23 protein-coding genes are annotated in these 21,718 nt (G+C 73.4%); 9 read left to right on the forward strand and 14 right to left on the reverse strand.

Annotation, left to right across the window (positions count from 1 at the left end; genetic code table 11):
- Positions 1 to 64 precede the first annotated feature (64 nt).
- Complete coding sequence (locus OJ962_RS23420; protein WP_202957542.1) at positions 65 to 835, forward strand: CpsB/CapC family capsule biosynthesis tyrosine phosphatase; 771 nt, start codon at positions 65 to 67, stop codon at positions 833 to 835.
- 21 nt (positions 836 to 856) lie between these two features.
- The gene (locus tag OJ962_RS23425) at positions 857 to 1,972 is read left to right on the forward strand and encodes a PucR family transcriptional regulator (RefSeq protein ID WP_202957541.1); all 1,116 of its coding nucleotides are present in this window, start codon (positions 857 to 859) and stop codon (positions 1,970 to 1,972) included.
- Between the two features lie 10 nt (positions 1,973 to 1,982).
- On the opposite strand, the gene OJ962_RS23430 is transcribed toward OJ962_RS23425, so the two are convergent.
- The 8 genes from OJ962_RS23430 to OJ962_RS23465 are packed head-to-tail and all read right to left on the reverse strand — an operon-like array spanning position 1,983 to position 10,625.
- Entirely contained in the window at positions 1,983 to 2,399 is a 417-nt protein-coding gene (locus tag OJ962_RS23430; protein WP_202957540.1) for a methyl-accepting chemotaxis protein, read from the reverse strand.
- 45 nt (positions 2,400 to 2,444) lie between these two features.
- The gene (locus OJ962_RS23435; protein WP_202957539.1) at positions 2,445 to 3,425 is read right to left on the reverse strand and encodes an NAD-dependent epimerase/dehydratase family protein; all 981 of its coding nucleotides are present in this window, start codon (positions 3,423 to 3,425) and stop codon (positions 2,445 to 2,447) included.
- A complete protein-coding gene (locus tag OJ962_RS23440; RefSeq protein ID WP_202957538.1) occupies positions 3,418 to 5,100 on the reverse strand; it encodes an ABC transporter ATP-binding protein in 1,683 nt (560 codons plus the stop codon). Before OJ962_RS23440 ends, OJ962_RS23435 begins: the two co-directional genes overlap by 8 nt.
- On the reverse strand, positions 5,097 to 6,161 hold the full coding sequence (locus tag OJ962_RS23445; RefSeq protein ID WP_202957537.1) for a glycosyltransferase family protein: 1,065 nt from the start codon (positions 6,159 to 6,161) through the stop codon (positions 5,097 to 5,099). Before OJ962_RS23445 ends, OJ962_RS23440 begins: the two co-directional genes overlap by 4 nt.
- On the reverse strand, positions 6,158 to 7,225 hold the full coding sequence (locus tag OJ962_RS23450) for a phosphotransferase (RefSeq protein WP_202957536.1): 1,068 nt from the start codon (positions 7,223 to 7,225) through the stop codon (positions 6,158 to 6,160). The genes OJ962_RS23445 and OJ962_RS23450 overlap by 4 nt, the downstream gene beginning before the upstream one ends.
- Entirely contained in the window at positions 7,212 to 8,714 is a 1,503-nt protein-coding gene (locus OJ962_RS23455; RefSeq protein ID WP_238932418.1) for an alginate lyase family protein, read from the reverse strand. The genes OJ962_RS23450 and OJ962_RS23455 overlap by 14 nt, the downstream gene beginning before the upstream one ends.
- A gap of 5 nt (positions 8,715 to 8,719) precedes the next feature.
- Entirely contained in the window at positions 8,720 to 10,021 is a 1,302-nt protein-coding gene (locus OJ962_RS23460; RefSeq protein WP_202957534.1) for a glycosyltransferase family 4 protein, read from the reverse strand.
- A 55-nt stretch (positions 10,022 to 10,076) separates the two neighbouring features.
- A complete protein-coding gene (locus OJ962_RS23465) occupies positions 10,077 to 10,625 on the reverse strand; it encodes a hypothetical protein (RefSeq protein ID WP_202957533.1) in 549 nt (182 codons plus the stop codon).
- A 100-nt stretch (positions 10,626 to 10,725) separates the two neighbouring features.
- Between OJ962_RS23465 and OJ962_RS23470 the strand changes: the two genes are divergently transcribed.
- The 6 genes from OJ962_RS23470 to OJ962_RS23495 are packed head-to-tail and all read left to right on the forward strand — an operon-like array spanning position 10,726 to position 16,202.
- Entirely contained in the window at positions 10,726 to 11,490 is a 765-nt protein-coding gene (locus OJ962_RS23470; protein ID WP_202957532.1) for a TIGR03619 family F420-dependent LLM class oxidoreductase, read from the forward strand.
- A complete protein-coding gene (locus OJ962_RS23475) occupies positions 11,490 to 12,164 on the forward strand; it encodes a polysaccharide deacetylase family protein (RefSeq protein ID WP_202957531.1) in 675 nt (224 codons plus the stop codon). The genes OJ962_RS23470 and OJ962_RS23475 overlap by 1 nt, the downstream gene beginning before the upstream one ends.
- On the forward strand, positions 12,155 to 12,682 hold the full coding sequence (locus OJ962_RS23480; protein WP_202957530.1) for an isochorismatase family protein: 528 nt from the start codon (positions 12,155 to 12,157) through the stop codon (positions 12,680 to 12,682). Before OJ962_RS23475 ends, OJ962_RS23480 begins: the two co-directional genes overlap by 10 nt.
- Entirely contained in the window at positions 12,679 to 14,616 is a 1,938-nt protein-coding gene (locus OJ962_RS23485) for a hypothetical protein (protein WP_202957529.1), read from the forward strand. Before OJ962_RS23480 ends, OJ962_RS23485 begins: the two co-directional genes overlap by 4 nt.
- Positions 14,617 to 14,646: 30 nt before the next feature.
- Entirely contained in the window at positions 14,647 to 15,450 is an 804-nt protein-coding gene (locus OJ962_RS23490) for an ABC transporter ATP-binding protein (protein ID WP_202957528.1), read from the forward strand.
- Positions 15,447 to 16,202 (forward strand): ABC transporter permease, encoded by a 756-nt coding sequence (locus OJ962_RS23495; RefSeq protein WP_202957527.1) that lies wholly within the window; start codon positions 15,447 to 15,449, stop codon positions 16,200 to 16,202. The genes OJ962_RS23490 and OJ962_RS23495 overlap by 4 nt, the downstream gene beginning before the upstream one ends.
- A 31-nt stretch (positions 16,203 to 16,233) precedes the next feature.
- Here the strand turns inward: OJ962_RS23495 and OJ962_RS23500 are convergent, their stop codons facing one another.
- From OJ962_RS23500 to OJ962_RS23515, 4 genes are read right to left on the reverse strand one after another with little or no spacing between them, the layout of a single operon-like run.
- A complete protein-coding gene (locus OJ962_RS23500; protein ID WP_202957526.1) occupies positions 16,234 to 17,004 on the reverse strand; it encodes a gamma-glutamyl-gamma-aminobutyrate hydrolase family protein in 771 nt (256 codons plus the stop codon).
- Positions 17,005 to 17,053: 49 nt separating this feature from the next.
- Positions 17,054 to 17,518 carry a GNAT family N-acetyltransferase gene (locus OJ962_RS23505; protein ID WP_202957525.1) on the reverse strand — a complete coding sequence of 155 codons (465 nt, stop codon included), beginning with the start codon at positions 17,516 to 17,518 and terminating at the stop codon, positions 17,054 to 17,056.
- The gene (locus tag OJ962_RS23510) at positions 17,509 to 18,246 is read right to left on the reverse strand and encodes an alpha/beta fold hydrolase (protein WP_202957524.1); all 738 of its coding nucleotides are present in this window, start codon (positions 18,244 to 18,246) and stop codon (positions 17,509 to 17,511) included. Before OJ962_RS23510 ends, OJ962_RS23505 begins: the two co-directional genes overlap by 10 nt.
- Entirely contained in the window at positions 18,243 to 19,034 is a 792-nt protein-coding gene (locus OJ962_RS23515) for a class I SAM-dependent methyltransferase (protein WP_202957523.1), read from the reverse strand. The genes OJ962_RS23510 and OJ962_RS23515 overlap by 4 nt, the downstream gene beginning before the upstream one ends.
- Before the next feature lie 27 nt (positions 19,035 to 19,061).
- Between OJ962_RS23515 and OJ962_RS23520 the strand changes: the two genes are divergently transcribed.
- On the forward strand, positions 19,062 to 19,769 hold the full coding sequence (locus OJ962_RS23520; RefSeq protein ID WP_202957522.1) for a penicillin-insensitive murein endopeptidase: 708 nt from the start codon (positions 19,062 to 19,064) through the stop codon (positions 19,767 to 19,769).
- Here OJ962_RS23520 and OJ962_RS23525 read toward each other — a convergent pair.
- On the reverse strand, positions 19,766 to 21,244 hold the full coding sequence (locus OJ962_RS23525; protein WP_202957521.1) for a glycosyltransferase family 39 protein: 1,479 nt from the start codon (positions 21,242 to 21,244) through the stop codon (positions 19,766 to 19,768). The genes OJ962_RS23520 and OJ962_RS23525 overlap by 4 nt on opposite strands.
- Positions 21,245 to 21,297: 53 nt before the next feature.
- A partial coding sequence (locus OJ962_RS23530) for a helix-turn-helix transcriptional regulator (RefSeq protein ID WP_270006640.1) occupies positions 21,298 to 21,718 on the reverse strand: 421 nt, incomplete at its 5' end.

Genomic DNA, 21,718 nt, shown 5'->3' on the forward strand with positions numbered 1-21,718 from the left:
GGTTGTGTTGAACGGGTGAAACGTCACTCGACGCGGCGTCAGCAGCTGTTACCACATACAGGGCATGCCGTACGTCGATCTTCACTGCCACATCCTGCCTGGCCTCGACGATGGGGCCCGCACGCTCGCCGACGCCGTCCGCTACGCCCGCGTGCTGGACGCCGAGGACGTGCTCGACGTCGCCTGCACGTCGCACATCAAGCGCGCGCACTTCCCGGACATCGACATCCTCGAGCTGGAGGGGCGCCGCGCCGAGCTACAGGCGGCGATCCGCGCCGAGGGCCTGCAGGTCACGCTGCACCCGGGCGGAGAGCTCGCACACGAGGACGCGTTGGCGCTGCACGACCGCGAGCTGGAGCTGATCGCCCAGGGCCCGTCGCACGCGCAGTGGCTGCTGCTCGAGTGCCCGTTCGCGGGGCTCGACGACGACTTCGACGCAGCGGTGGACCGGCTCACGCGCCTCGGATACGGGCTGCTGCTCGCACACCCCGAGCGCGTCGTCGGCGGCGACCTCGAGCGCCTGGACCCGCACCTGGAGGCCGGCGCGCTGCTGCAGGTCAACGTCTCCAGCCTGCTCGGCGCCCACGGGCCGGCCGCGCAGCGCATCGGCGCGCGTCTGGTGCAGACCGGCCGCGCGTACTGCCTGGCGTCGGACACGCACCCGGGCACCCGCGAGGAGATCCTGCCGTTCGGCTCCGACGCGTTGCGCCGGCTCGGCGTCAGCGAGGTCCAGGCGTTCCGGCTCACGCAGTCCAACCCGCGCTTCCTGCTCCGTGAGGGCAACCCGCGCCTGGCGCTCCCGGAAACGGAGGAGCGCGCCAACCCTACGCGCTGACGGAGTAAGTTCGGTCCCTTCGTGGACCGAGGGCTTCAGGAGATCGTCGATTCGTTGTCCCTGAGCCTGGGTCGGCCCGTCCTGATCGACGACGCCGAGCTCAGGCCGCTGGCGTACAGCACCCAGTTCGGCGAGCTGGACGCCGTCCGCACCGCCAGCATCCTCGGCCGGCTGGCGCCCGACGAGGCCCGCGTCGCCCTCTTCGCCGAGGGCATCCGCACCGCCACGGCGCCCGTTCACATCCCCGCCCGCCCGGACATCGGCATGCGCGCGCGGGTGTGCATCCCGCTCGTCGGCGCCGGCCGCCGGCTCGGCTACCTGTGGCTGTTCGAGGACCCGCCCGTGACCGCGGAGGAGCTCCGGCAGGCGCGCGCCGCCGCCGCCGAGGCGGCCGCGCTGGTCGGCCCGGACGCCGACGCGCAGCTGGTGCGCCGTCGCCACGAACAGCAGCTCGTCACCGCGCTGCTCGGGGATGACCCCGAGGCGGCCGCGCACGAGCTCGACGAGGCGCACTACCTGCCGCTGCGCCCCGTGCGCGTGTGGGTCGCGGCGCCGGCGGGCCCGGCGGGGGAGGAGTGGAGCGCGGAGGCGCTGGACCGGCTGCGCGCGCGGCTGGCGGCCAAGCAGGCGCTGTGCGCCGAGCTCGAGCAGCGGCTCGTGTGCCTGGCGGGGGAGCGCGGAAGCGCGGCGGTGCTGGAGGCGCTGGGAGCGCTCACCTCACCGCGGGCGCTGATCGGCCAGGGCGACGCGGTCGAGCACCTGCGCGACGCGGGCACGTCCTATCGCCGCGCGCTGGCGGCGCTGCGGGTCGCGGCCCATGAGGAGTCGGGGACCGCGAGCTGGGACGCGCTCGGCGTGGAGCGCGTGGTCACCGCGTTGCCGGACGCGGCGCTGGAGGATCTCCCTGAAGGGCTCCGGAAGCTGCTCGCCGGGGACCAGTCGCTCGTGCGGACGCTGGAGGCCTATCTCGATCACGCGGGCGACGTCAAACGCACCGCCGCGGCGCTGTCCCTTCACCGCGGCGGCTTGTACTACCGCCTGCGCAGAATCGAGGACGTGGCCGGCGTGAACCTGCACGACGGCGAGGATCGGCTGCTCTGCCACCTCGCCCTGCGACTGGCCCGGCTCAGTAGCTAGGGCGGGCCCTCTACGCGAGCTGCAGACGCGGGAGCAGCTCGGCGAGCTGAGCGGAGACGCGGCGCAGCGCCTGCGCGGAAGACGTGACCTCGATCGGCGCACCGCGGTCCGCGACCTCCTGGACGGCGTGCGCGACGGCGATCAGGCAGCTCTCCATGCCGGCGACGGCGACGCCGGCCTCCTGCAGCTGCCGCGGGTCGTCGGAGACGTCCTCGAGCTCGGAGACGAGCCACACGACCTCCCCGGCGGCGACGCCGGCACCCACCGCGAGGCGGCAGATCTGGTCGACGACGGCGGCGGTGTGGCCGTGCGAGTCGGCGCGGGCGGCCTCCATGGCGGCGTCGAGGGCGAGGCGGTTGGACTGCTCGGCGAGGGCGATGATGGACGCGACGAGATGATCAGGGCGATTGGGCTTGAAGCGGGACATGGGGGACGTATCGGGACGTCCCCTCAAGGCCCGGTTGGGCGAAGGTCAAGAAGCGGTCAAGCTCCGCACGGGCGCGAGCGCGGCCGGGCGCTCGCGCACCCAGTCGAGCTCGGCGGCGAGCCCGTCCTGCAGCGTCGTGCGCGCGGTGAAGCCCAGCTCGGCGTGCGCGCGGGAGGTGTCGGCGCCGGTGTCGGCGACATCACCCTCCTGGCGTTCGGCGTGGCGCACGTCGAGCGGGCGGCCCGCGATCCCCGCGAGCGTCTCGAGCGCGCGGTTGAGGCTCACGCTGCCGCCGCCGCCGATGTTGTAGACGCGGCCGGGCGGCGTGGCGGTGCTCCCGGCGGCGATGGTGGCGGCGACGATGTCGCCGACGTAGGTGAAGTCGCGCGACTGGGTGCCGTCGCCGAAGATCTCGATCGGGCGGTTGCCGACGATCGCCTCGCAGAAGCGCCGGAAGGCCATGTCGGGGCGCTGGCGCGGGCCGTAGACCGAGAAGTACCGCAGCGCGACGGTGTTGACGTCCAGCTCCTCGCCGTAGAGCGCGGTCAGGTGCTCGGCGGCGAGCTTGGTCACGCCGTACGGGGAGAGCGGATGGGGCGTGACGTCCTCCGGCGTGGGGAGGGTGAGCGCGTCGCCGTACACCGACGACGAGGACGCGTACACGAAGCGCTTGCCGTCGAAGTCCACGAGCGCCTCGAGCAGGCGCTGGGTGGCGGCCACGTTGTGGTGCGTGTAGCGCTCGAAGCGCGAGCCCCAGCTGGAGCGCACGCCCGGCTCGCCGGCGAGGTGGTAGACGACGTCGCAGCCGTCGATCAGCGCGTGCGCGTCGAGCTCGACCAGGTCGCCGGTGACCAGCTCGAACGCGTCGTGGTCGGCGGCCTGCGCCAGGTTCGCCTGCTTGTCGGCGCGCGCGTAGTTGTCGTTGAAGCAGTCCACGCCGAGCACGGCGTGCCCGGCCTCCAGCAACGCGTCCGTGAGGTGCGAGCCGATGAACCCCGCGGCACCGGTGACGAGCGCTCTAGCCATGGGGGACCTCCTCCGTGATGCGTCCGTGGTCGAGTTCGAGGATCAGGTCGGCGGTGGCGGCCAGCCGCGCCGAGTGGGTGATGAGGATGCATGTCCGGCCGCGCATCAGGCGGTCCAGGCCTTCCAGGACCTGGTTCTCCGCGTCCTGGTCGAGCGCCGTGGTGGGCTCGTCCAGGATGATGATCGGCGGGTCGCGCAGCAGCGTGCGGGCGATGCCGAGGCGCTGACGCTGGCCGCCGGACAGGCCGGTGCCCTGCGGGCCGAGCTCGGTGTCGTAGCCGTCGGGGAGCTGCTCGATGAAGTCGTGGGCGGCCGCGGCCTTGGCGGCCTCGATGACCTCCGTGTCGCTGGCCTCGGTGCCGTAGGCGATGTTCGCCTTGACGGTGCCGGTGAACAGGACCGTGTCCTGCAGGACGACCGCGACCTGGTCGCGCAGCCACTGCTGGGCGCAGTCGCGCGCGTCGCGGCCGTCGATCAGCACGCGGCCGTCGGTCGGGTCGTAGAAGCGGGCGACCAGTGCGGCCAGCGTGGACTTGCCCGCACCGGACGGGCCGGTGAGGGCGAGGCGCTGGCCGGCGGGGATGCGCACCGTGACGTGTTCGAGGGCGGGCCGCTCGTTCCCGTAGCGGAAGCTCACGTCCTGCAGCTCGATCTCGCCGGTGGCGCGGCCGCCGCGGTAGGCGTGCGGGCGGTCCTCGAGCACGTCGTCCTCGGTCAATACCTCGGCGATCCGGTCCGCGCGGGCGAGCGCGGCGGTGAGCTTGGCCGCCTCGCGCGCGAACGAGCGCATCGGCGAGGACGCCTTGCGCGTGTAGGAGACGAAGATGATCAGCTCGCCGACGGACATGTCGCCGTTGGACACGCGGATGACGCCGACCACGGTGACGATCGCCGTGGCGAGCGCCCGCAGCACGCCGACGCTGCCGTCGAAGCGGGCCTGCAGGCGCGCGACCTCGACGCCGAGCTGCTGGCGCTGTTCGGAGCGGGTGCGCACGCGCTCGGCCTCCCGGTCCTCGGCGCCGAACGCCTTCACGACGGTCATGGCGGACAGCGCCTCGTTCGCGATGCTGGCCAGATCGCCCTCGTGGCGGCGCTGGCGGCGGGCGCGCTCGCGCACCTTGCGGCGGAAGACGAAGCTGATCAGGATCAGCAGCGGGGACGTGACGAGGCTCAACAGCGCGAGCACCGGGTCGATGACCAGCAGCACGACCGTCATGCCGAACGCGAGCAGCGCGCTCTGCAGCATCTCCCCGAGCGTGTCGCTGAACAGCTCGCCCATGTCGTTGACGTCCTCGGTCACACGCGTCAGCAGGTCGCCCTTGGGCGTGCGCTGGTGGTAGGCGAGCGACAGGCGCTGCAGGTGGTCGTAGACGGCGACGCGCAGCTGGTGGGCGATCCGCTCGCCGGCGCTCTGCAGCCACAGGCCGGTGAAGTAGGTGGACGTCGTCTCCGCGACGGCGATCGCGAGGATCAGCCCGCCGATCGCGAGCAGGACGGTCACGTCGGGCGTGAACGGCGGCTGCCGGTCGCCGATCACGTGGTCGACGATCAGCGCGATCGGCCACGGCTTGGCCAGCTCGGCGAGCGCGAGCACGGCCGCGCCCGCGCCCGCGCCGGCGAGTGCGCGCCACTGGCGCAGGACGTACGGGCGCAGGACCTGGCTGCCGGTGCTCATGCGATCAGCTCGTGCAGGAGGTCGCGGGTGGTGGCGGCGCCGTCGAGGTCGAGCGCGGCCGGTGCGGGCTCGTGGTGCAACAGGTCCGGGTCGACGTGGTCGGAGACCCGCACGAGTCCGAGTTGCTCGAGTCGGTGCGCGCGGCGGGTCTGCTCGTCCTCCTCGGGCGTCGCGTACGGGACCATCAGCGCCGGGACGCGGGCGCGGACGACGTCGAGCGCGGTGTTGTAGCCGCACTGGCTGATGCTCGCGCGGGCTTGTCGGAGCTCCTTGGCCAGGTCCGGGACCGAGCGGATGAGCTCGACGTTGGGCGGCGCGGCGCGTTGCAGCGCGCGGAAGTCGTCCTCGGGCATCAGCGGGCCGGCGATCGCGCGCATCGGCGTGCCGTTGAGGGTCTCGATCGCCTGTTGCAGCAGCGGGCGCCCGACCCGGCCGCCGCCGGCGCTGATCACGACGTGGTCGCCGCGGGGCGGCGCGTCCTCGTCGTCGCGGGCGGTGACGAAGCCGGTGTAGTGGACGGGGACGCTGAGCGGCGTCGGCGGCTTGAACGTCTCCTCGAGGCGGGCGAAGCGCGGGTCGGAGTGGACGAGGAGCGCGTCCAGGTGCGCGTCGGCCAGCTTGCGCGCGCGGTCGTCGCGCTCGGGGTCGCCGCTGACGAGTATGTCGCGCAGGCTGCAGGCCTTGAACGCGTCGTGCGCGGCGCCGAGCAGCGGCACGATCTCGCGCGCGAACTTCGCCCGGCCGAACGGGAACAGCTCCACGAGCACGACCTGCGGCTTGACGTCGCGCAGCGTCGTGAGGATGCGGTGCAGGCGGACGTCCCACGCGCGTTCCGTGGTGTAGCGGGGATCGGCGGAGCCGAACCCGTTGCCGTTGAGGCCGAGCGGCGGCAGCGCCACGATCTCGACGTGCGGCGGCGGGGCGATCCCCTTTGGCAGCTGCCCGCCCGCGATCAGCACGACCCGGAAGCGCTCCGCCAGCCGGTCGCACAGCGCGTACGAGCGCATCAGGTGTCCGAGGCCCACCGAGTGCTGGCAGTAGAACAGCAGCGCGGGCTTCATGCGAGCAGCCTCGGAAGCCGGGCGATGAGCTGCGGCCGGTAGCGGCTGATCGCGGGCAGCGCGACCCGCGCGAGCAGCGACGCCCTCGTGTACCAGCTGAGCGCTTCGCGGTCGAGCGTGCCGTAGCCTTCCAGGAACGGCCGCGCGTCCGCGCCCGCCACCAGCAGGTTCGCGACCACCTGTCCAACGTCCGCGGCGGCGGGCCCAACCGCCAGATGCTCGAGGTCGAGCAGCGCGACCGTGCCGTCCTCGAGCAGCACCGCATTGCCGAGATTCGCGTCCCCGTGCACGAGCACCTCCGGCTGCTCAGGCGGCGCCCCGAGCCGCTCGACGAACCGCTTCGCGGCGTCGCCCGCCTCGGGCCGCGCGGCCGCGATCACCTCCGCCGCCGTCACGAGCCGCGCGCGGTCGAGCCGCACGAAGTTTCCTAAAGAGGGACTGTCCCTCTTTATGTCGCGCGCGCCCGGATCGACGCCGTTTTGGCTCTGCGCCGTGGCGTTTCCTAAAGAGGGACTGTCCCTCTTTAGGTTGTGGAGCGCGCGGAGGCTGCGGCCGAGGCCGTGCAGGTCCGGCGGGCGGCCCGGCAGCGCCTCGATCGTGAGGACGCCGTCTTCGTCGGCGAGGAGGCGCGGGACGCGGACGGCGTCCTGGTCCGCCAGCGCGCGCAGGCCGCGGCGTTCGCCGTCGGCGCGCTGCACCTTCGCGTAGGCGCCGTCGAGCTGGGCGGTCGCGGACTGCTCGGCCGCCCACGCGATCAGGCGGCCCGGCAGGCGCGGCAGCGCTGCGAGCTTGCGGTCGTGCGGGAACGGATACAGCGCGGCGTCGACCTCGGGCGCGGGCACGCCGTCACGGCGGCCGGAGCGGGCCGCGGCGAACGCGGTCGTCTCTCCCACCCGGTAGCGGTAGACGACGCGCACGCTGTCGCCCACGCGGTACTTCACGTACATCCGCTCGCACGCGTCGACGGGGACGCCCGCGTGCAGGCGCTGGGACAGCACGCCGGCCATCGTCTCCGGGCGCAGGAGCGCGTCGCGGCGCGGCAGGACCGGGTCAGGCGCGAGCACGCGGCTCCAATACGGTCACGAACCGCGCGCGCTTGCCGACGGCGACCGCGCTCACGACCTTCGCCGCCTGCTTGATCCCGTACTCAGGGCTGATCCAGCCGTCCTCGAGCGCCACGGAGCGGGCGCCGCTGATCGTCAGCTCGGCCTCGGGCGTCACGACGCCGTCCGCGCGCAGGTGGGCGGGCCCGGGCGGCAGGTGCCAGCGCAGGTCGTAGCGGTGGCGGTGCGCGCCCTCCAGCTCGTCCTCGATCACCCAGCGGCCGTCGGTGAGCGTGACGCGGCGGCGGTGCACGGCCTCGTAGCAGGGTGAGCGCACCTCGCCGGCAAGGGTGGTCTCGTCGCCGCCGAGGAACGTCGCCTGCGCGCTCGGCAGCGAGGAGCGCGAGCGCGTGTACGGCGTCTGGTCGAAGCCGTCCACGCACACGGTGTTGTGCGCGGCGGTGCCGCGGAACCAGTGGCGCCAGTTCGGCTTGCCTTCGGCGTAGGTGTAACGCCCGGGGTCCAGCACGAGCGGCCGGCCGTGTGCCCACGCCTCGAGGCTCAGCGCGTCGTAGTGGCCGTGCCCGCCGTCACCCAGCGGGCCGCAGTCGAAGATCAGGTAGCGGTCGCGCGTGCGCTGGATGAAGTAGCCGCCGTCGGGATAGGCGCCGGCCTGCGGCTCGAGCAGGTCCTCGCGGGCGAGCAGCCGACCTGCGAGCCGCAGCAGCGCCGTGTAGTCGCCGGTGTCTGCGTCGCTCAGCGCGGGGATCGTGCCGTCGGGGCGGCGGCAGTCGCGGGCGAACGCGCACGCGAGCGCGAGCCGCTCGTCGAAGCCCGCGGGCAGCGGCACGCCGAAGCGCCGGCAGTTCTCGCGCGCGCCGACGAACGAGCGCAGCGCGATGCAGTGGTAGTGCGTGGAGCGCTCGCGGTGCACGCCGTCCGGGCCGAAGTCGGTGAGCAGGTTCTCGTGCAGCTCGGCGAGCGGGGGCTCGATCCCGAGGCCCGGCAACGCGAGCGCGACGATCAGCAGCGCGTACAGCTCCAGCGTGCGGTGGTTGCGCTCGGGGGAGAGGTTCGCGCGCACGTGCCGGGCCTGCGCGCCCAGGCTCTCGTACAGTGCGTGCGCGACGCCGGCGTCGGCCTCCGGCAGCCGCTGCCAGGCGTAGATCCAGTTCAGCACGCGCCGGGCGGTGACCTCGCTGTCGTCGTGGCCGGGCTGGACCTGCAGGATGTAGCTCGCCACCAGCCGCTCCCACGCGTGCAGGTAGCGGGCGTCGCCGCTCGCGCGGAACGCGTCCGCGAGGTCGAGCCCGTAGTAGAACTTGACCCAGTCCAGCCGCCACTCCTCGTCGTTCGGAAGCGGCGCGTCCAGCCAGTCCGGCTCGAGGCCGAGCGTGCGCGTCTCCCCGTTGAACGTGAAGCGCCCGCTCGCCACCGCGTCCGCGAGCGCCCGGTCGCGGTGCTCGTGCTCGTTGACGCAGAAGACGGGGCGCGGGCGGGCCGAGAGCATGACGATCACCGCTCGATCGCCTCCCGGAAGAGCGCCGCGAGGTCCTGCGCGAGCCGCTCGCCGTCGAAGCGCTCGCGCACGGTCGCGCGGCCGTTGTCGGTGAGCCGGCGCGCGAGCGCGCGGTCGTGGTGCAGCCGGACGAGCGCGTCGGCCAGCGCGGCCGGATCGTCGGGCGGGACGAGCAGGCCGTTGACCTCGTGCTGCACGAGCTCGGGGATGCCGGACACGTTCGACGCCACCACCGGCGCGCCCGCGGCCATCGCCTCCACGAGCACGTTCGGGATGCCGTCACGGTCATTGGGCAGCAGCCGCGAGGGCATGCACAGCGCGCCCGCGCGGCGGTACTCGTCCAGCAGCTCGGCCGGCCCGACGGGACCCGGCAGCGCGACCGGCACGCCATGGCGCTCGATGTGCGCGCGCAGCGCGGCGCCGTCCTTGTCGTCCTGCCCGACGATCGCCGCCTCGAACGGGATCCCGCGCTCGCGCAGCTCGGCACACGCGTCCACGAGCGTGTCGAAGCCCTTCTTCGCGACCAGCCGCCCGACGCCCAGCACCCGCAGCGTCCCGTTGGTCTGCGGCCGCGGCCGCTCCTGCTCGAGCAGCCGCGTGAAGTCCGCCGACAGCCCGTGGTAGACGAGGTGCACCCGCGCGCTCGGCGCGATCCGCCGCAGGTGCGCGACGTTCGCCTCCGTGCACGTGACCGCGAACGCCGCGGCGTCGAGCTTGCGCTGCAACCAGCCCTTCGGGTTGAGCTCGGGCGCGTAGATGTCCCGCGCGTGGCCGGTGAAGGAGAACGGCAGGCCGGCGATGCAGGCCGCGAGCCAGGTGATCGTCGTCGTGCCGTGCGCGAAGTGCGCGTGCAGATGGCGGACGTCCGGGGCGGCGAGCAGGCGGTCCGCCAGCGTGACCGCCTGGACGAGCTCCTTGACGTAGATCTTCCGCGGGCCCGACAGCGGCGTGCGCCGGTCACGCCACGCCTGGGCGAACGCGGTGCGCGTGGCCCGCGCCACCCCGTGCGGACGCCGCCGCGCGCACCGGCGCAGCGCCGGCACGAACGCCCGCACGTCGCTCCAGCGCCACCGGTGCAGCGGCTTCGTCAACCCGACCGGATCCGGCAGGTACTCCGGCCGCGCGACGATCGCATCCAGGACGGGATGGTCGTGGCCCTGCTCGCGCGCCTCCACCGGCTTGATCACGAACAGCCGCAGCGGCACGCCCGCGCGCTCCACGCGGTGGATCTCGGAGGCGATGAACGTCTCCGAGACCCGCGGGAACCCCATCAGGATGTAGGCGACCGACCCGTTCACATGTCGATGACACGGGGCCGGCCGCGAACGTCACGCGCCTTTAGCGGATCTTTAGCTAGCCGTAGAGGCGGAACGTGGCCTCGAACGGCTCGAACATGTCGTTGTTGGGCTTGTACACGGCCAACGAGAGCCGAACGCGGGGACGCTGGCCGGCGCGGAGCGCGCGCTTGACCACCCGATGGCCGGCTCGGCTGAGCGGGAGCACGAAGCCGCGTTTCCTGCCCGGCGCGGATCCGGCCCTCGCGGGTCCTGAACCGGGCTTGGTCATCCACTCCGCGAAGCCTGAGTCCGTGTAGCGGGTCGGGGCGGCACGGTTCTCGACCCGCAGCTCCCCGTCGGAGACGACGAACTCGTTGGCGATCGTGCCGTCGGGCCCGAGCGTGGTCCGGGTGCCGACTTCGTAGAACAACGAGGGTCCACGCACCTTGGGCCAGTCGACCTCGTAGATGAAGCGCGGCGTCAGCCTGTCCTTGTCGAGGCCCGCGGTGTAAGTGGACCCGTTCGCGGGCGCGACGGGCGTCACGGTGAGACCCGCGGCGGACGCGGCGTTGGGCGCGACGAGCGCGACACAGGCGATCGCGGCCGCGAGAACTGCGCGGTACATCAGGCGGTACTTTCCTTCTGTGGCTGAGGCAGGTCGTTCGTGACCAGCGGTGAACGTATCCCGATCCACCACCGAATCAACCCACCACCGTCGATCGGACATGGCTGAGCTGCCGCTGGGAGTCGTCCTGCCCAACGAGGTCGCCGATGCGGACCCGCGCGAGATCGCGCGGCTGGCGCAGCGGGTCGAGGCGCTCGGGTTCGCGTCCGTGTGGCTGCCGGACCATCTGCTGCCGCCGCGGCCGTTCGGGGACGTCTATGGCGGTGTGCACGAGGCGCTGATCCTGCTCGCGAACATCGCCGCGCGCACGGAGCGGGTCACGCTGGGCATGTCGGTGCTGGTGCTTCCGCTGCGTGAACCGGTGCTGCTGGCCAAGCAGCTCGCCACGCTCGAGCGGCTCGCGCCCGGCCGCGTGATCCTCGGCGCGGGCGTCGGCTGGGAGCGAGAGGAGTTCGCCGCGCTCGGCGTCCCGTTCGAGCGGCGGGGCGCGCGGACGGACGAGCAGCTCGCGCTGATCGAGCAGCTCCACCGCACCGGAACGGGCCCGGCCGGCGGCGTGCTCGAGCCGCGGCCGAGCGCGCGCATCCCGCTGATGATCGGGGGCAAGTCCGACGCGGCGCTCAAGCGAGCGGCGCGGATCGGCGACCTGTGGCAGGCGTACAACGTCACGCCCGGGGAGTTCCGCGCGCTCAAGGCACGGCTGCGCGAGTTCGCCGACGGGCGCCACGTGTCGGCCGGGACCGTGATCGGCGGCGACGCTACCGCGGAGGACGTCGAGGTGTGGCGCTCCGCGGGGGCCGAGCACCTCGCGATCCATCCCGGCCGGCTGGATGGGGCGGCGGAACGGCTCGCGAGGCTCGTGTAGTGCTGCGGGAGGCGCTCGACGCCCTGGCCGCTCCCGTCGACGTGTTCTTCCGCGACGACGACGCCGGCTGGGAGGACGCCCGGCTGTTCGAGCTCCTCGCGCGCTTCGCCGAGCACGGGCTGCCCGTCGATCTTGCCGTGATTCCCGCCGACCTGCACGACGCGTTGGCCGCGCGGCTGATCGACAGCCATGCCGGTCTGCACCAGCACGGGTACGCGCACACCAACCACGAGGTCGAGGGACGCAAGTGCGAGTTCGGGCCGGCGCGCGACAAAGCGGCGCAGAACGACGACATCGCGCGGGGGCGAACGCAGCTGCGCGAGCGGCTCGGCGACCGGCTCGACCCGTTCTTCACGCCGCCGTGGAACCGCTGCACGCGCGACACCGCGGAGGTGCTCGTCGAGCTCGGCTTCAGCCTGCTCAGCCGCGAGCACAAGGCCGAGCCGTTCGGCCTGCTGCCCGAGCTGCCGGTGCACCTCGACGTCGCGCGGCTCTCGCCGCAGGCGCTGGACGAGCGCTTCGCGGCCCAGCTGCGAACCGGCGGGCCGGTCGGCGTGATGTTCCACCATGGCGTGATGGAGGCCGAGGACATGGCGCGCGCCAGCGAGCTGCTGCAGCTGCTCGCGAACCACGAGCAGGTGCGCCCGTGCAGGATGGCCGAGCTGTGCCACTGACCGACCACACGGACTGCGTGCTCGTCGTGATCGACGTGCAGCCCGGGTTCGGCGGCGACGCCGACGTACTCGCCCGCGGGCACTGGCTGACGAAGCTCGCCCGCGCGCTGGACGTGCCGATCGTCCTCACCGAGGAGGAACCCGAGCGGCACGGGCCCACCCGGCCCGGCTTCGTAGAGCCGGGGACGCCGGTGTTCCGCAAGCCGACGTTCGGGCTCGCGGGCACGCCGGAGATCCTCGCAGCGGTGACCGGCACGCACCGCAACACCGCCGTGCTCGTCGGGTTCGAGACGGACGTGTGCGTGTACCAATCCGCGGTCGGGCTGCTCGACGCCGGCCTGCGCGTGATCGTCGTCGAGGACGCCACCGGCTCGCCGGGCGAGATGCACGCGCGCGGCCTCGCCCGGCTGCGTGACGCGGGCGTGACGCTCACGCACTGCAAGGCGCTCGGCTACGAGTGGGTGCGCACGGTCGAGGGCGCGAAGATCCTGCCGCGGCCCGCTCCGTTCGCGCTGTGAGGCGGCGGGAGTTCCTGGCGGGCGCGGCGCTGGTCGCGGCCAACCCGCGCGTCGCGCTCGGGCAGGCGCGCCCGCCCGACGGGCCGGTGATCACCGCGCCGCCGCTCACGAACGCCGAATACCTGGCGCTGGCGGACCGGATCATGGCCCGGCTCGACCACACGTGGGTGCGCCACAAGCAGGCCTACAGCGCGGGGACGCTGAACGTCGGCACGATCTACAACGCCGCGATCCTCACCGTGCACGCGACCGCGGCCGAGGTCGGCCACACCGGCGGGCGCGCCCGCAACGACGCCCGCGCGCGCCGGCTCGTCGCGCAGCTGATCGACAAGCCGGTGTTCTTCACCGGCCCGCGCGGGCGGCGCGGGAAGATGTACCACTCGCCCGGCTGGCTCGCCGACCTCGAGCTGCCGGACGCGCCGCAGGACAAGTCGATCGACCCGAAGGTGGCGGAAGGGCTCGTCGCGGCCTACCGCGCCCGCGACGCGCTCGAGCTCGACGCCGCCACGATCGAGCGGCTCACGTTCTGCGTGGACCGCGTCGCGCGGGACTCGTTCTTCCGCTTCCCGAACGTGCGCCTGAACCAGTTCAACTGGAACGCCGAGCTGTACCTGGCGGCCGCGACGCTCACCGGCAACCCCGAGCTGCTGCGGCGCGACTACCGCCGCCAGCTGCGGCGCTTCATCCGCGACGACCGCAACCTCGGCCCGAGCTACCGCTTCAACTACCTGCCGCACTTCCCCGCCGACGATCCCTCCAACCTGGACAGCGCCGAGTACGCGAACATCACGCTGCACGCGCTGCACGCCTACGAGCCGGCGCTCGCGGTGGGGATGACGCCGCTGCCGGCGCGCGAGATCGCCCACCTGCGCGCCTGGGTCCGGCGCGCGCTGTTCGGCTACTGGACGCACAGTGGGATGCTCAACTGGGACACGGGCCTGGGCATCGCGCGCTGGATGAAGGCCAAGACGTGGGCGTACGCGCTGCAGGGCCTGCTCACGATCGCCAGCACGCCGCGCTTCCACGAGGACCCGCGCTACGGCGGCTGGGCGAAATGCATCTTCGACCGCTCGCTCGCGCTGTACGACACGATGCTCACCGACGGCAACACCTACGCCTACCCGTCGCCCCACCTCTACGGCGCGACCACCAAGCACCAGGCGACGGGCGACCAGCGCGTGTTCTCCGCCCGCATGGCGGCCAACGCGGCCCGTGCGATCACGCTCGGCCTCGGCACGATGCCCGCCGACGAGCCGCCGCCGTTCTTCGCCTACGACTCGGACATCGGTCGCCTCGCCGTCTCGACGCCCCGCTATGCGACCGCCATCGTCGCGTCCAACCGCGGCGCGTTCCCGTACGGCGGCGTGGAGCCCGCGCGGCTGCTGGACGGCGAGGGACACGCCATCAACCTCGGCGGGCGGGGAAATGCGGCCTTCGGCTTGGTGATCAGAGGCCCCTCCGGGCGCTTCGCCACCCAGACCGCCGACAGAGGGGAGATCCGACTGGTCGATCCGCGCCGTCCCGGCCCGTTCGAGGACCTGCGCGCCACCACGCGGATCGCGAACGAGGACGTCACCGTCACCGCCACGCACCGCTTCACCGCGACCGCGATCGAGACCACCTGGCAGCTCACGCGCAAGCGCCGGGTGACCGTCGACGCGCAGTTCCCCACCGCCCGCGGCACGACGATCGAAGCCGTCTACGGCGACGGCCGGATCGTGCGTCTGCCGCCGGGTCGCGCCGGGGTGCGGCTCGACGGGATCGTCCGGCTCGAGCTCGGCGACTACACCGTCACGCTGCCCGGCCTGGCCGGCGGTTCGGCGCGCGCGCTGCGCACCACGCCGCAGGCCACGAACCCGCGTCCCGGGCCGACGCTCGCGGTTCGCCTCCCCCGAACGGCCGACCGACTCACTGCCAGAATTTCCAAGCGATGAGTCCGCGCTCCTGGGATCGTCTCTGGTCCTATGAGTGGAGCTGCGGTAGAGGCACAGGGGCTGGTCAAGACCTACAAGGGCAGAGGCGGCGAGGTCGAGGCCGTCAAGGGCGTCGATCTGCGGATCGAGCCGGGTGAGATCTTCGGCTTCCTCGGTCCGAACGGGGCCGGGAAGAGCACGACGGTGCGCATGCTCACCACGCTGCTCACGATCACGCGCGGCAGCGCGACCGTTGCGGGCGTGGACGTCGCGCGCGACCCGGACCAGGCGCGCCGCCGGATGGGCGTCGCGCTGCAGGAGGCCGGGCTGGACCCGCGCCAGACGGGCCGCGAGCTGCTCGTCCTGCAGGCGCGGCTGTTCGGGATGGGCGGCGGTGAGGCGGCCGAGCGCGCCGGCGAGCTCCTGCGCCTCGTCGAGCTCGAGGACGCCGCCGACCGGCTGATCAAGGGCTACTCCGGCGGCATGAAGCGTCGCCTGGACCTCGCCAGCGCGCTCGTCCACCGGCCCGAGGTGCTGTTCCTCGACGAGCCCACCACCGGCCTGGACCCCGCGAGCCGGATCACCGTGTGGGAGGAGGTGCGCCGCATCAACGAGCTCGGCACGACCGTCTTCCTCACCACCCAGTACCTGGAGGAGGCCGACCAGTTGTGCGGCCGGCTCGCGATCATCGACGGCGGCCTGATCGTGCGTGAAGGCACCCCGGAGAGCCTGAAGGCCGAGCTGCGCGAGCGCACCGGCCTCAGCCACGACCCGACGCTCGACGACGTGTTCCTGGACGCCACCGGCCGCACCCGCGCCAAGGCCGAGGGCGCGGTCTCGGAGGTCGTCGCATGAACCAGACCTGGGTGCTCGGCCAGCGCGCGCTGCGCGAGGCGTGGCGGACGCCGGAAGCGATCCTGCCGACCCTGTTCATCCCGTTGTTCTTCCTCGTGGTCAACGTCGGCCAGGCCGCGCGGATCTTCCCGTCCGCCTCGACCGACTTCCTCAACGGTCAGAGCTACGGCGCCTTCCAGCTCCCGGCCAGCCTGCTGCTGGCGGCGAGCTTCGGCACCGCCGCGCTGTACCTCGTCGAGGACATCGAGGGCGGCTACTTCGACAAGCTGCGCGCGGCGCCCGTCTCGCGCGCCGCGCTCGTCCTCGGCCGTCTGTTCGCCGAGTTCGTCAAGGGCGTCGTGATCGCCGTCGCCATCATCGCGCTCGGCATGGTCTTCGGCATCGAGATCGCCAGCGGCCCGCTCGGCTTCGTGCTGCTCGTGCTGCTCACCGCGCTGTGGGCGGTGGTGTTCGTCGGCCTGCTGCAGCTGATCGCGCTCAAGACCCGCAACGCCGCCGCGACCAACTCCGGCAGCCTGATCTTCTTCCCGCTCATGTTCCTGACGCCGAACTTCGTCCCGCGTGAGCTGCTCACCCGCCCGATGGAGATCGCCGCGACCTTCAACCCCGTCACCTACCTGATGGAGTCACAGCGCTCGCTGATCCTCGACGACCTCGACTGGGGCACGATCTGGCCCGGCTTCGCCGTCGTCCTGGTCGTCGGCGCGATCATGCTCGCCGCCAACGTGCGGCTCATCAACCACTACGACTAGACCGGCGATCGCGCGTACGTGCGGCGACCGGTCAGGCGACGAGCGACAGGCTCGGGCGCGCGGCGGCGGCGTCGACCAGCGCGCGCATGACCGCCGCGTGCTCGGGGCGGTGCGTGAGGACCTCGGCGTGCCACTGCACGCCGAGCAGGAAGCGGGCGCTGGGATCGCAGACCGCCTCGGGCAGACCGTCCGGTGCGTGAGCGATGACCTCCAGGCCGCCGCCGAGGGCGTCGACCGCCTGGTGGTGGAAGGTGTTGACGGTGAGCCGGCGGCGGCGCGTGACGCGGTGCAGGAGCGAGCCGGCCTCGGCGGTCACGGCGTGGGTGACCTCGTGCGGCGCCTCGGCCTGGCGGTGGTGGGCGATGTGCTGGTGCAGCGTCCCGCCGCGCGCGACGTTGAGCGCCTGCATCCCGCGGCACACGGCGAGCACGGGCAGGTCGCGCTCGCGCGCGGCGCGGTGCAGGCGCAGCTCGTAGTCGTCGGCGGCGCGGTCGATGTTCGGGCCCAGCTCGGGGGAGGGCGCCTGGCCGTAGGTGCCGGGGTCGAGGTCGGGGCCGCCGCTGAAGAGCAGGCCGTCGACGCGCTCGAGCAGGTGGTGCGCGTCGTCGCCGAAGCCGTGCGCGGGGAGCACGACGGCGATCCCGCCCGCCTCCTGGACGGCGTGCACGTACGTCAGGCGCAGGTTCAGCCGCGGCGGCGCGCAGGTGCGCGCGTCACGTCCCGGGGCGGGCGCCAGCGCGGTGCCGGGCGCCGCGAGGAGCTCGTGCGTGACGATGCCGATGAGTGGGGGACGTGGGTGCAAGATTGGGGGAAGTACGCCCGGTTGTGAAGGCCGTTACATGTGTTCTCGGTCACACGAGCGCGCGCTTGAGGACGAGCTCGTCGCCCTCGGCGCGCAGGCACTCGAAGCCCGCGGCGGCGTAGGCGGCGCGCGCGGGCGCATTGGCGCTCCGGACGCTGAGCATCACGGCCTCGAACCCGCGTTCGTGCGCCCACGCGCAGCACGCGTCCACCAGCGCGCGGCCCGCCCCGCGGCCACGCGCCTCGGGCGCGACCCACATCGCGTTGATGACGGCCGCCGCGCCCTCGCCTGGCCGCACGAGCGCCATCCCGACCCACTCGTCGGCGCCGCGCACCGCCACGAAGGTGCGCTGCTCGGGGTTCGCCGCGCTGCGCTCCCACCACTCCGCCGGCCGGGCGGCGTCGCGCTCGTAGGTCGAGCCGAACGCGTCCGGGTCGCTCGCCAACGACCGCAGCCGGATCTCCCGCAGCCGGTCGGCCTCGTGGGCGAGGACGTGCCGGACCGTCAGAGCCACGCGCGCAGCTGCGCCGCGTACGCGTCCCGGAACGCGGTCGTGTCGTGGATCGTGTGTGGTGCGCCCGCGAACCGCACGACGCGCACGTCCGGGTGCGTACGGGCGAGCTGCGCCTCGTGACGGGTCGGGAAGGCGGCGTCGAACGCGTCGTCGGCGGCGAGGATCAGCACGGGGACCTCGACGGGCGACGTGGGGTCGGCGGCGGCGAGGAGCGAGCCGTCGACCACCCGGTCGAGCACCTCGGGGTCCAGGCGACGCAGCGCATGGGCGCGCGCCGCGAGCGCCTCGGGGGTCTGGAGGTCGCGGCAGTCGAGCTCGGCCTCGATCTCCGCCTCGGTCGCTCCGCGCGCCTGCCACGCGCGCACCGCCGCCTGCTGGTCGCGGAAGGCCGGGATGCCCGGGTTGCGCTCGTGCTCGACCGGGTCGCCCATGTACAGCGGCGGGTCCTCCAGGAACAAGCGCGTGACGAGGTCCGGGCGCTGCTGCGCGAGCGTCCACGCGGTGACGCCGCCGAGCGAGTGCCCGACGACCGCCGCCCGGCCGAGCTCCTCGAGCACCGCCAGCGCGTCGTCCACGTAGTCCGGCAGCCGGTAGGTGCCGGGCCGGCGGGGCGCGTCGCCGTGGCCGCGGAAGTCCACGCGCACGGTGCGCCGGTCCTCCAGCTCGAGCCACTGGTAGGTCGCGGCCGAGCCGCTCACCCCGTGCAGGAACAGCACCGGCTCCGTCATCGGCGGGCGACCAGCGTGTACAGCAGCGGCAGCACCTCACCGTTCACGCGCAGGCGGCAGCGCCCGTCGGCCTCGGGCGTGAGCAGCCCGCGGCCGTCGCGCGCTGCGTCCATGTGCTCGGCCAGCGCCTCGATCCGCAGCCCGGCGCCGAGCGCCGCCGTCACGACCTCACCGAGCGAGTGCGCGTATTCGACGGTCGCCGTCGCGCTGACGTCCGCCTCAGGGTCCGCGTAGGAGCCAGGCTCGTCGAACGTCCGCGCGCCGTCGAACGCGTACGGGAAGTCGAGTTGCAGCGGCTCGACCGAGCCGACCATCAGGAACAGCGGGTGCAGCTCGACGAGCACCAGCCGCCCGCCCGGCCGCAGCGCGCTCGCCGCGCTGCGCATCCACGCGTCGAGGTCCCCGATCCAGCACAGCACGCCCAGCGTCGCGTAGACGAGGTCGAAGCGCCCGTGCAGCGCGGCCGGCAGGTCCATCGCGTTCGCCTCGACCCACTCGGCCTCGACGCCCGCGCGCGCCGCCAGCTCGGCGGCGGCCGCCAGCGAGCCGGGCGAGAAGTCCGCGCCGGTCACGCGCGCGCCGCGCCGGGCGAGCGAGATCGAGTCGAAGCCGATGTGGCACTGCAGGTGCAGCACGTCCAGGCCGGTCACATCCCCGACCGCCGCCGCCTCGTACTCGTTCAGCGAGTCGCGGCCAGCCACGAGCGCATCCTTGTCGTAGTAGGCGTCGCGGCCGTGGACGGTCGCCAGCGCGTCCCAGTGGGCGCGGTTCACAACGAGCGGGTCCATCCGGCGCAACGGTATACCTGGAAGCCGATGCGGTACGCCGTGCTCATCGTCGGCCTCGTGCTCGCCGCGGCGGCCGTCGCGTTCGCCCAGACGCCGGAGCCCGTTCCGGCGCCGACGCCGACGCCGGTCGCGACCGAGACGCCCACCCCGACCGCCTCCGGCGAGCCGCTCGACCAGCCCAGCGCCCCGCCCGACTTCGCCGCGATCGACTGGCGCAGGTCGCAGGCCAAGGGCAGCTGGGCTCGCAACGGGCGGCTCGTGCGCGGCGTCCTGCTCCCCGAGCTGGGCGAGGACTTCTTCACCTGGGACCCGATCAAGAACCAGATCCCGAACCGCGAGTGGCGCCGCTACGGCACCGACCGGCTGATCCGGTTCGTGCTCAGCGTCATCCACGCCTACCGGCTCGAGCACGACGGCGCGCAGCGGATCGGGATCATGGACCTGTCGCGCACGCACGGCGGGCGCTTCGGCCCCGAGTTCGGCGGCCTGGGGCACGCCTCACACCAGAACGGGCTGGACATCGACATCCTCTACCCGCGCAAGGACGGCACCGAGCAGCGGCCGACCAAGCCCTCACAGGTCGATCGTGAGCTCTCCCAGGCGCTCGTGGACCGGTTCGTCGAGGCCGGTGCGGTCAAGGTCTTCGTCGGCCCGCGGCTGAACCTCAAGGGCCCGAAGAACGTCGTGGTCCCGCTGGTCCACCACGACGACCACCTGCACGTGCGAATTCGCTAGCGCCGGACTTCGTACAGCCGCGCCCGCACGACGTTCTTGCCGGACGGGAACGTCGTCACGCCGCCGATCGGCTGCAGCCGGGCGCTGGCGTCCAGCGCGGCGCGCCACTCGCGCGTGCGGATGCGCACCGCGCGCGCCCACGGCGACTGCGACAGCCGCCCGCCCGCCTCCGGCGTGACGATCAACACGCGCTGTCCGGGGTCCAGCCGCTTGATCACCGGCAGCAACTCGGTCAGGGCCTGCCCGCCGCGCAGGCGCGCGAGCCCGTCGCGCCAGTCCGTCTGGCGCGGGTCCTGCACCAGCCCCATCGGGGTGAGGTAGACGACGCCGCCCGGCAGGTACCGGTGCAGCGCCGGAACCTGCTCGGGCTGCGTGCTGACGACCAGATCGCCGGGCCGGATCGACGGCGAGATGGTGGTGGAGACCGTGCGCACGTTGCTCTTGGCGCCCGACGGCCCGCTCACGGCCCACACGCCCGCGACGCCGACGAGCGCGAGCACCGTCCAGCGCGGCCCGCGCGCGACCACCGAGGCGAGCGCGAGCAGCAGCGGGCCCATCAGGACCGCCGAGTAGCGGGTGGCCCAGGCGGGCTCGACCTGCGACGCCAGCCACGCCAGCAACGCGGTGCCGATAGCCACGCCGAGCAGCATCCGGACCGCGCGATCGACCGGCGGGAGGCGGCGCACGGCGAAGAAGACCGCGATCGCCAGCAGCGGCAGCGCGACGTGTCCGAACAGGCCGCCCGGGATGATCAGCAACAGCAGCGGGGACGGCCGCTCGGCCCATGGCGCGGCGGTGTGCTCGGCCTGGAAGAGCACGACCGGCAGCCACGGCAGGTAGGCGACCGCGAGCAGGATCGCGAGCCGGACGCCGTCGCGCGGCTCCACTTCGCGGCGGCGCCACAGGTGCAGCCACACGGCGCCCATCGCGGTCACCAGGAACAGCGCCCACGTGTGGGTGTAGAGCAGCAGCGCGAGCCACACGCCCAGCCACGCGACGTGCCGCCGCTCCCCACGCACGAAGGCGAGCGCGAAGCTCGCCGAAGCGAGGATCGACAGCAGCACGACCAGCGAGTACATGCGCGTCTCCTGCGCGTAGTACGTCAGGAACGGCGCGCCCGCGGCGCCCGCCGCCGCCAGCACCCCGGCGCGGCGGGTGAACACCCGCGTGCCTGCCCAGAAGGAAGCCGGGATGGCGGCCAGCGCGAAGACGAGGCTGAGCGCGCGGGTGGCGGCTTCGGTGGTGCCGAACAGGACCATCCAGCCGTGCAGGAGCAGGTAGTACAGCGGCGGGTTGCCGTCCTGGCCGAGCGCGCCCGGGATGTCGCGCAGGTCGTGCGAGGCGATCCCGACCGCGATGCCCTCGTCGATCCAGTAGCTGGCGTCGAGCGCGCTGGTGCGCAGCAGCAGCGAGACGCCCATCAGGGCCGCCAGGGCGGCGGCCCACAGGACGGGTTGGCGTTCCACGCGGTTCACGGCCCTTGGAGTCTGCCCCGCGCGCGTGAGCAGCGGCGGGATGCCAATGGCTCTTAAGCGGGCACCGGCGTCGCGGGCCACAGCGCCGCGGCCAGCTCGTCACGGGACCGCACGCCCAGCTTCGCGAACGTGTGGGTCAGGTGCGTCTCGACCGTGCGCGTGGTGACGAACAGCTCCTGCGCGATCTGCCGGTTGGTGCGCCCTTCCGCGGCGAGCGTGGCGACACGGCGCTCCGCCGCCGTCAGCGCGTCGCAGCCCGAGAGCGCCGCGCGTCGCGGACGCGCGCCCGCCGCGACGAGCTCGGCCCGCGCGCGCTGAGCGAGCCGCCGCGCGCCCCCGCGGTCGGCGTGATGCAGCGCGCCGCGCAGGACGTCACGCGCGGCCTCCAGGCGGCCGCTGCGCCGCAGCGCGGCGCCGAGCTCGACGAGCGCGCGCAGCTGCTCGAGCCGGGCGGGCGCGGGGAACTCCTCGGCG

This window comes from Solirubrobacter deserti (genome assembly GCF_027587175.1).
Lineage (GTDB): Bacteria > Actinomycetota > Thermoleophilia > Solirubrobacterales > Solirubrobacteraceae > Solirubrobacter > Solirubrobacter deserti.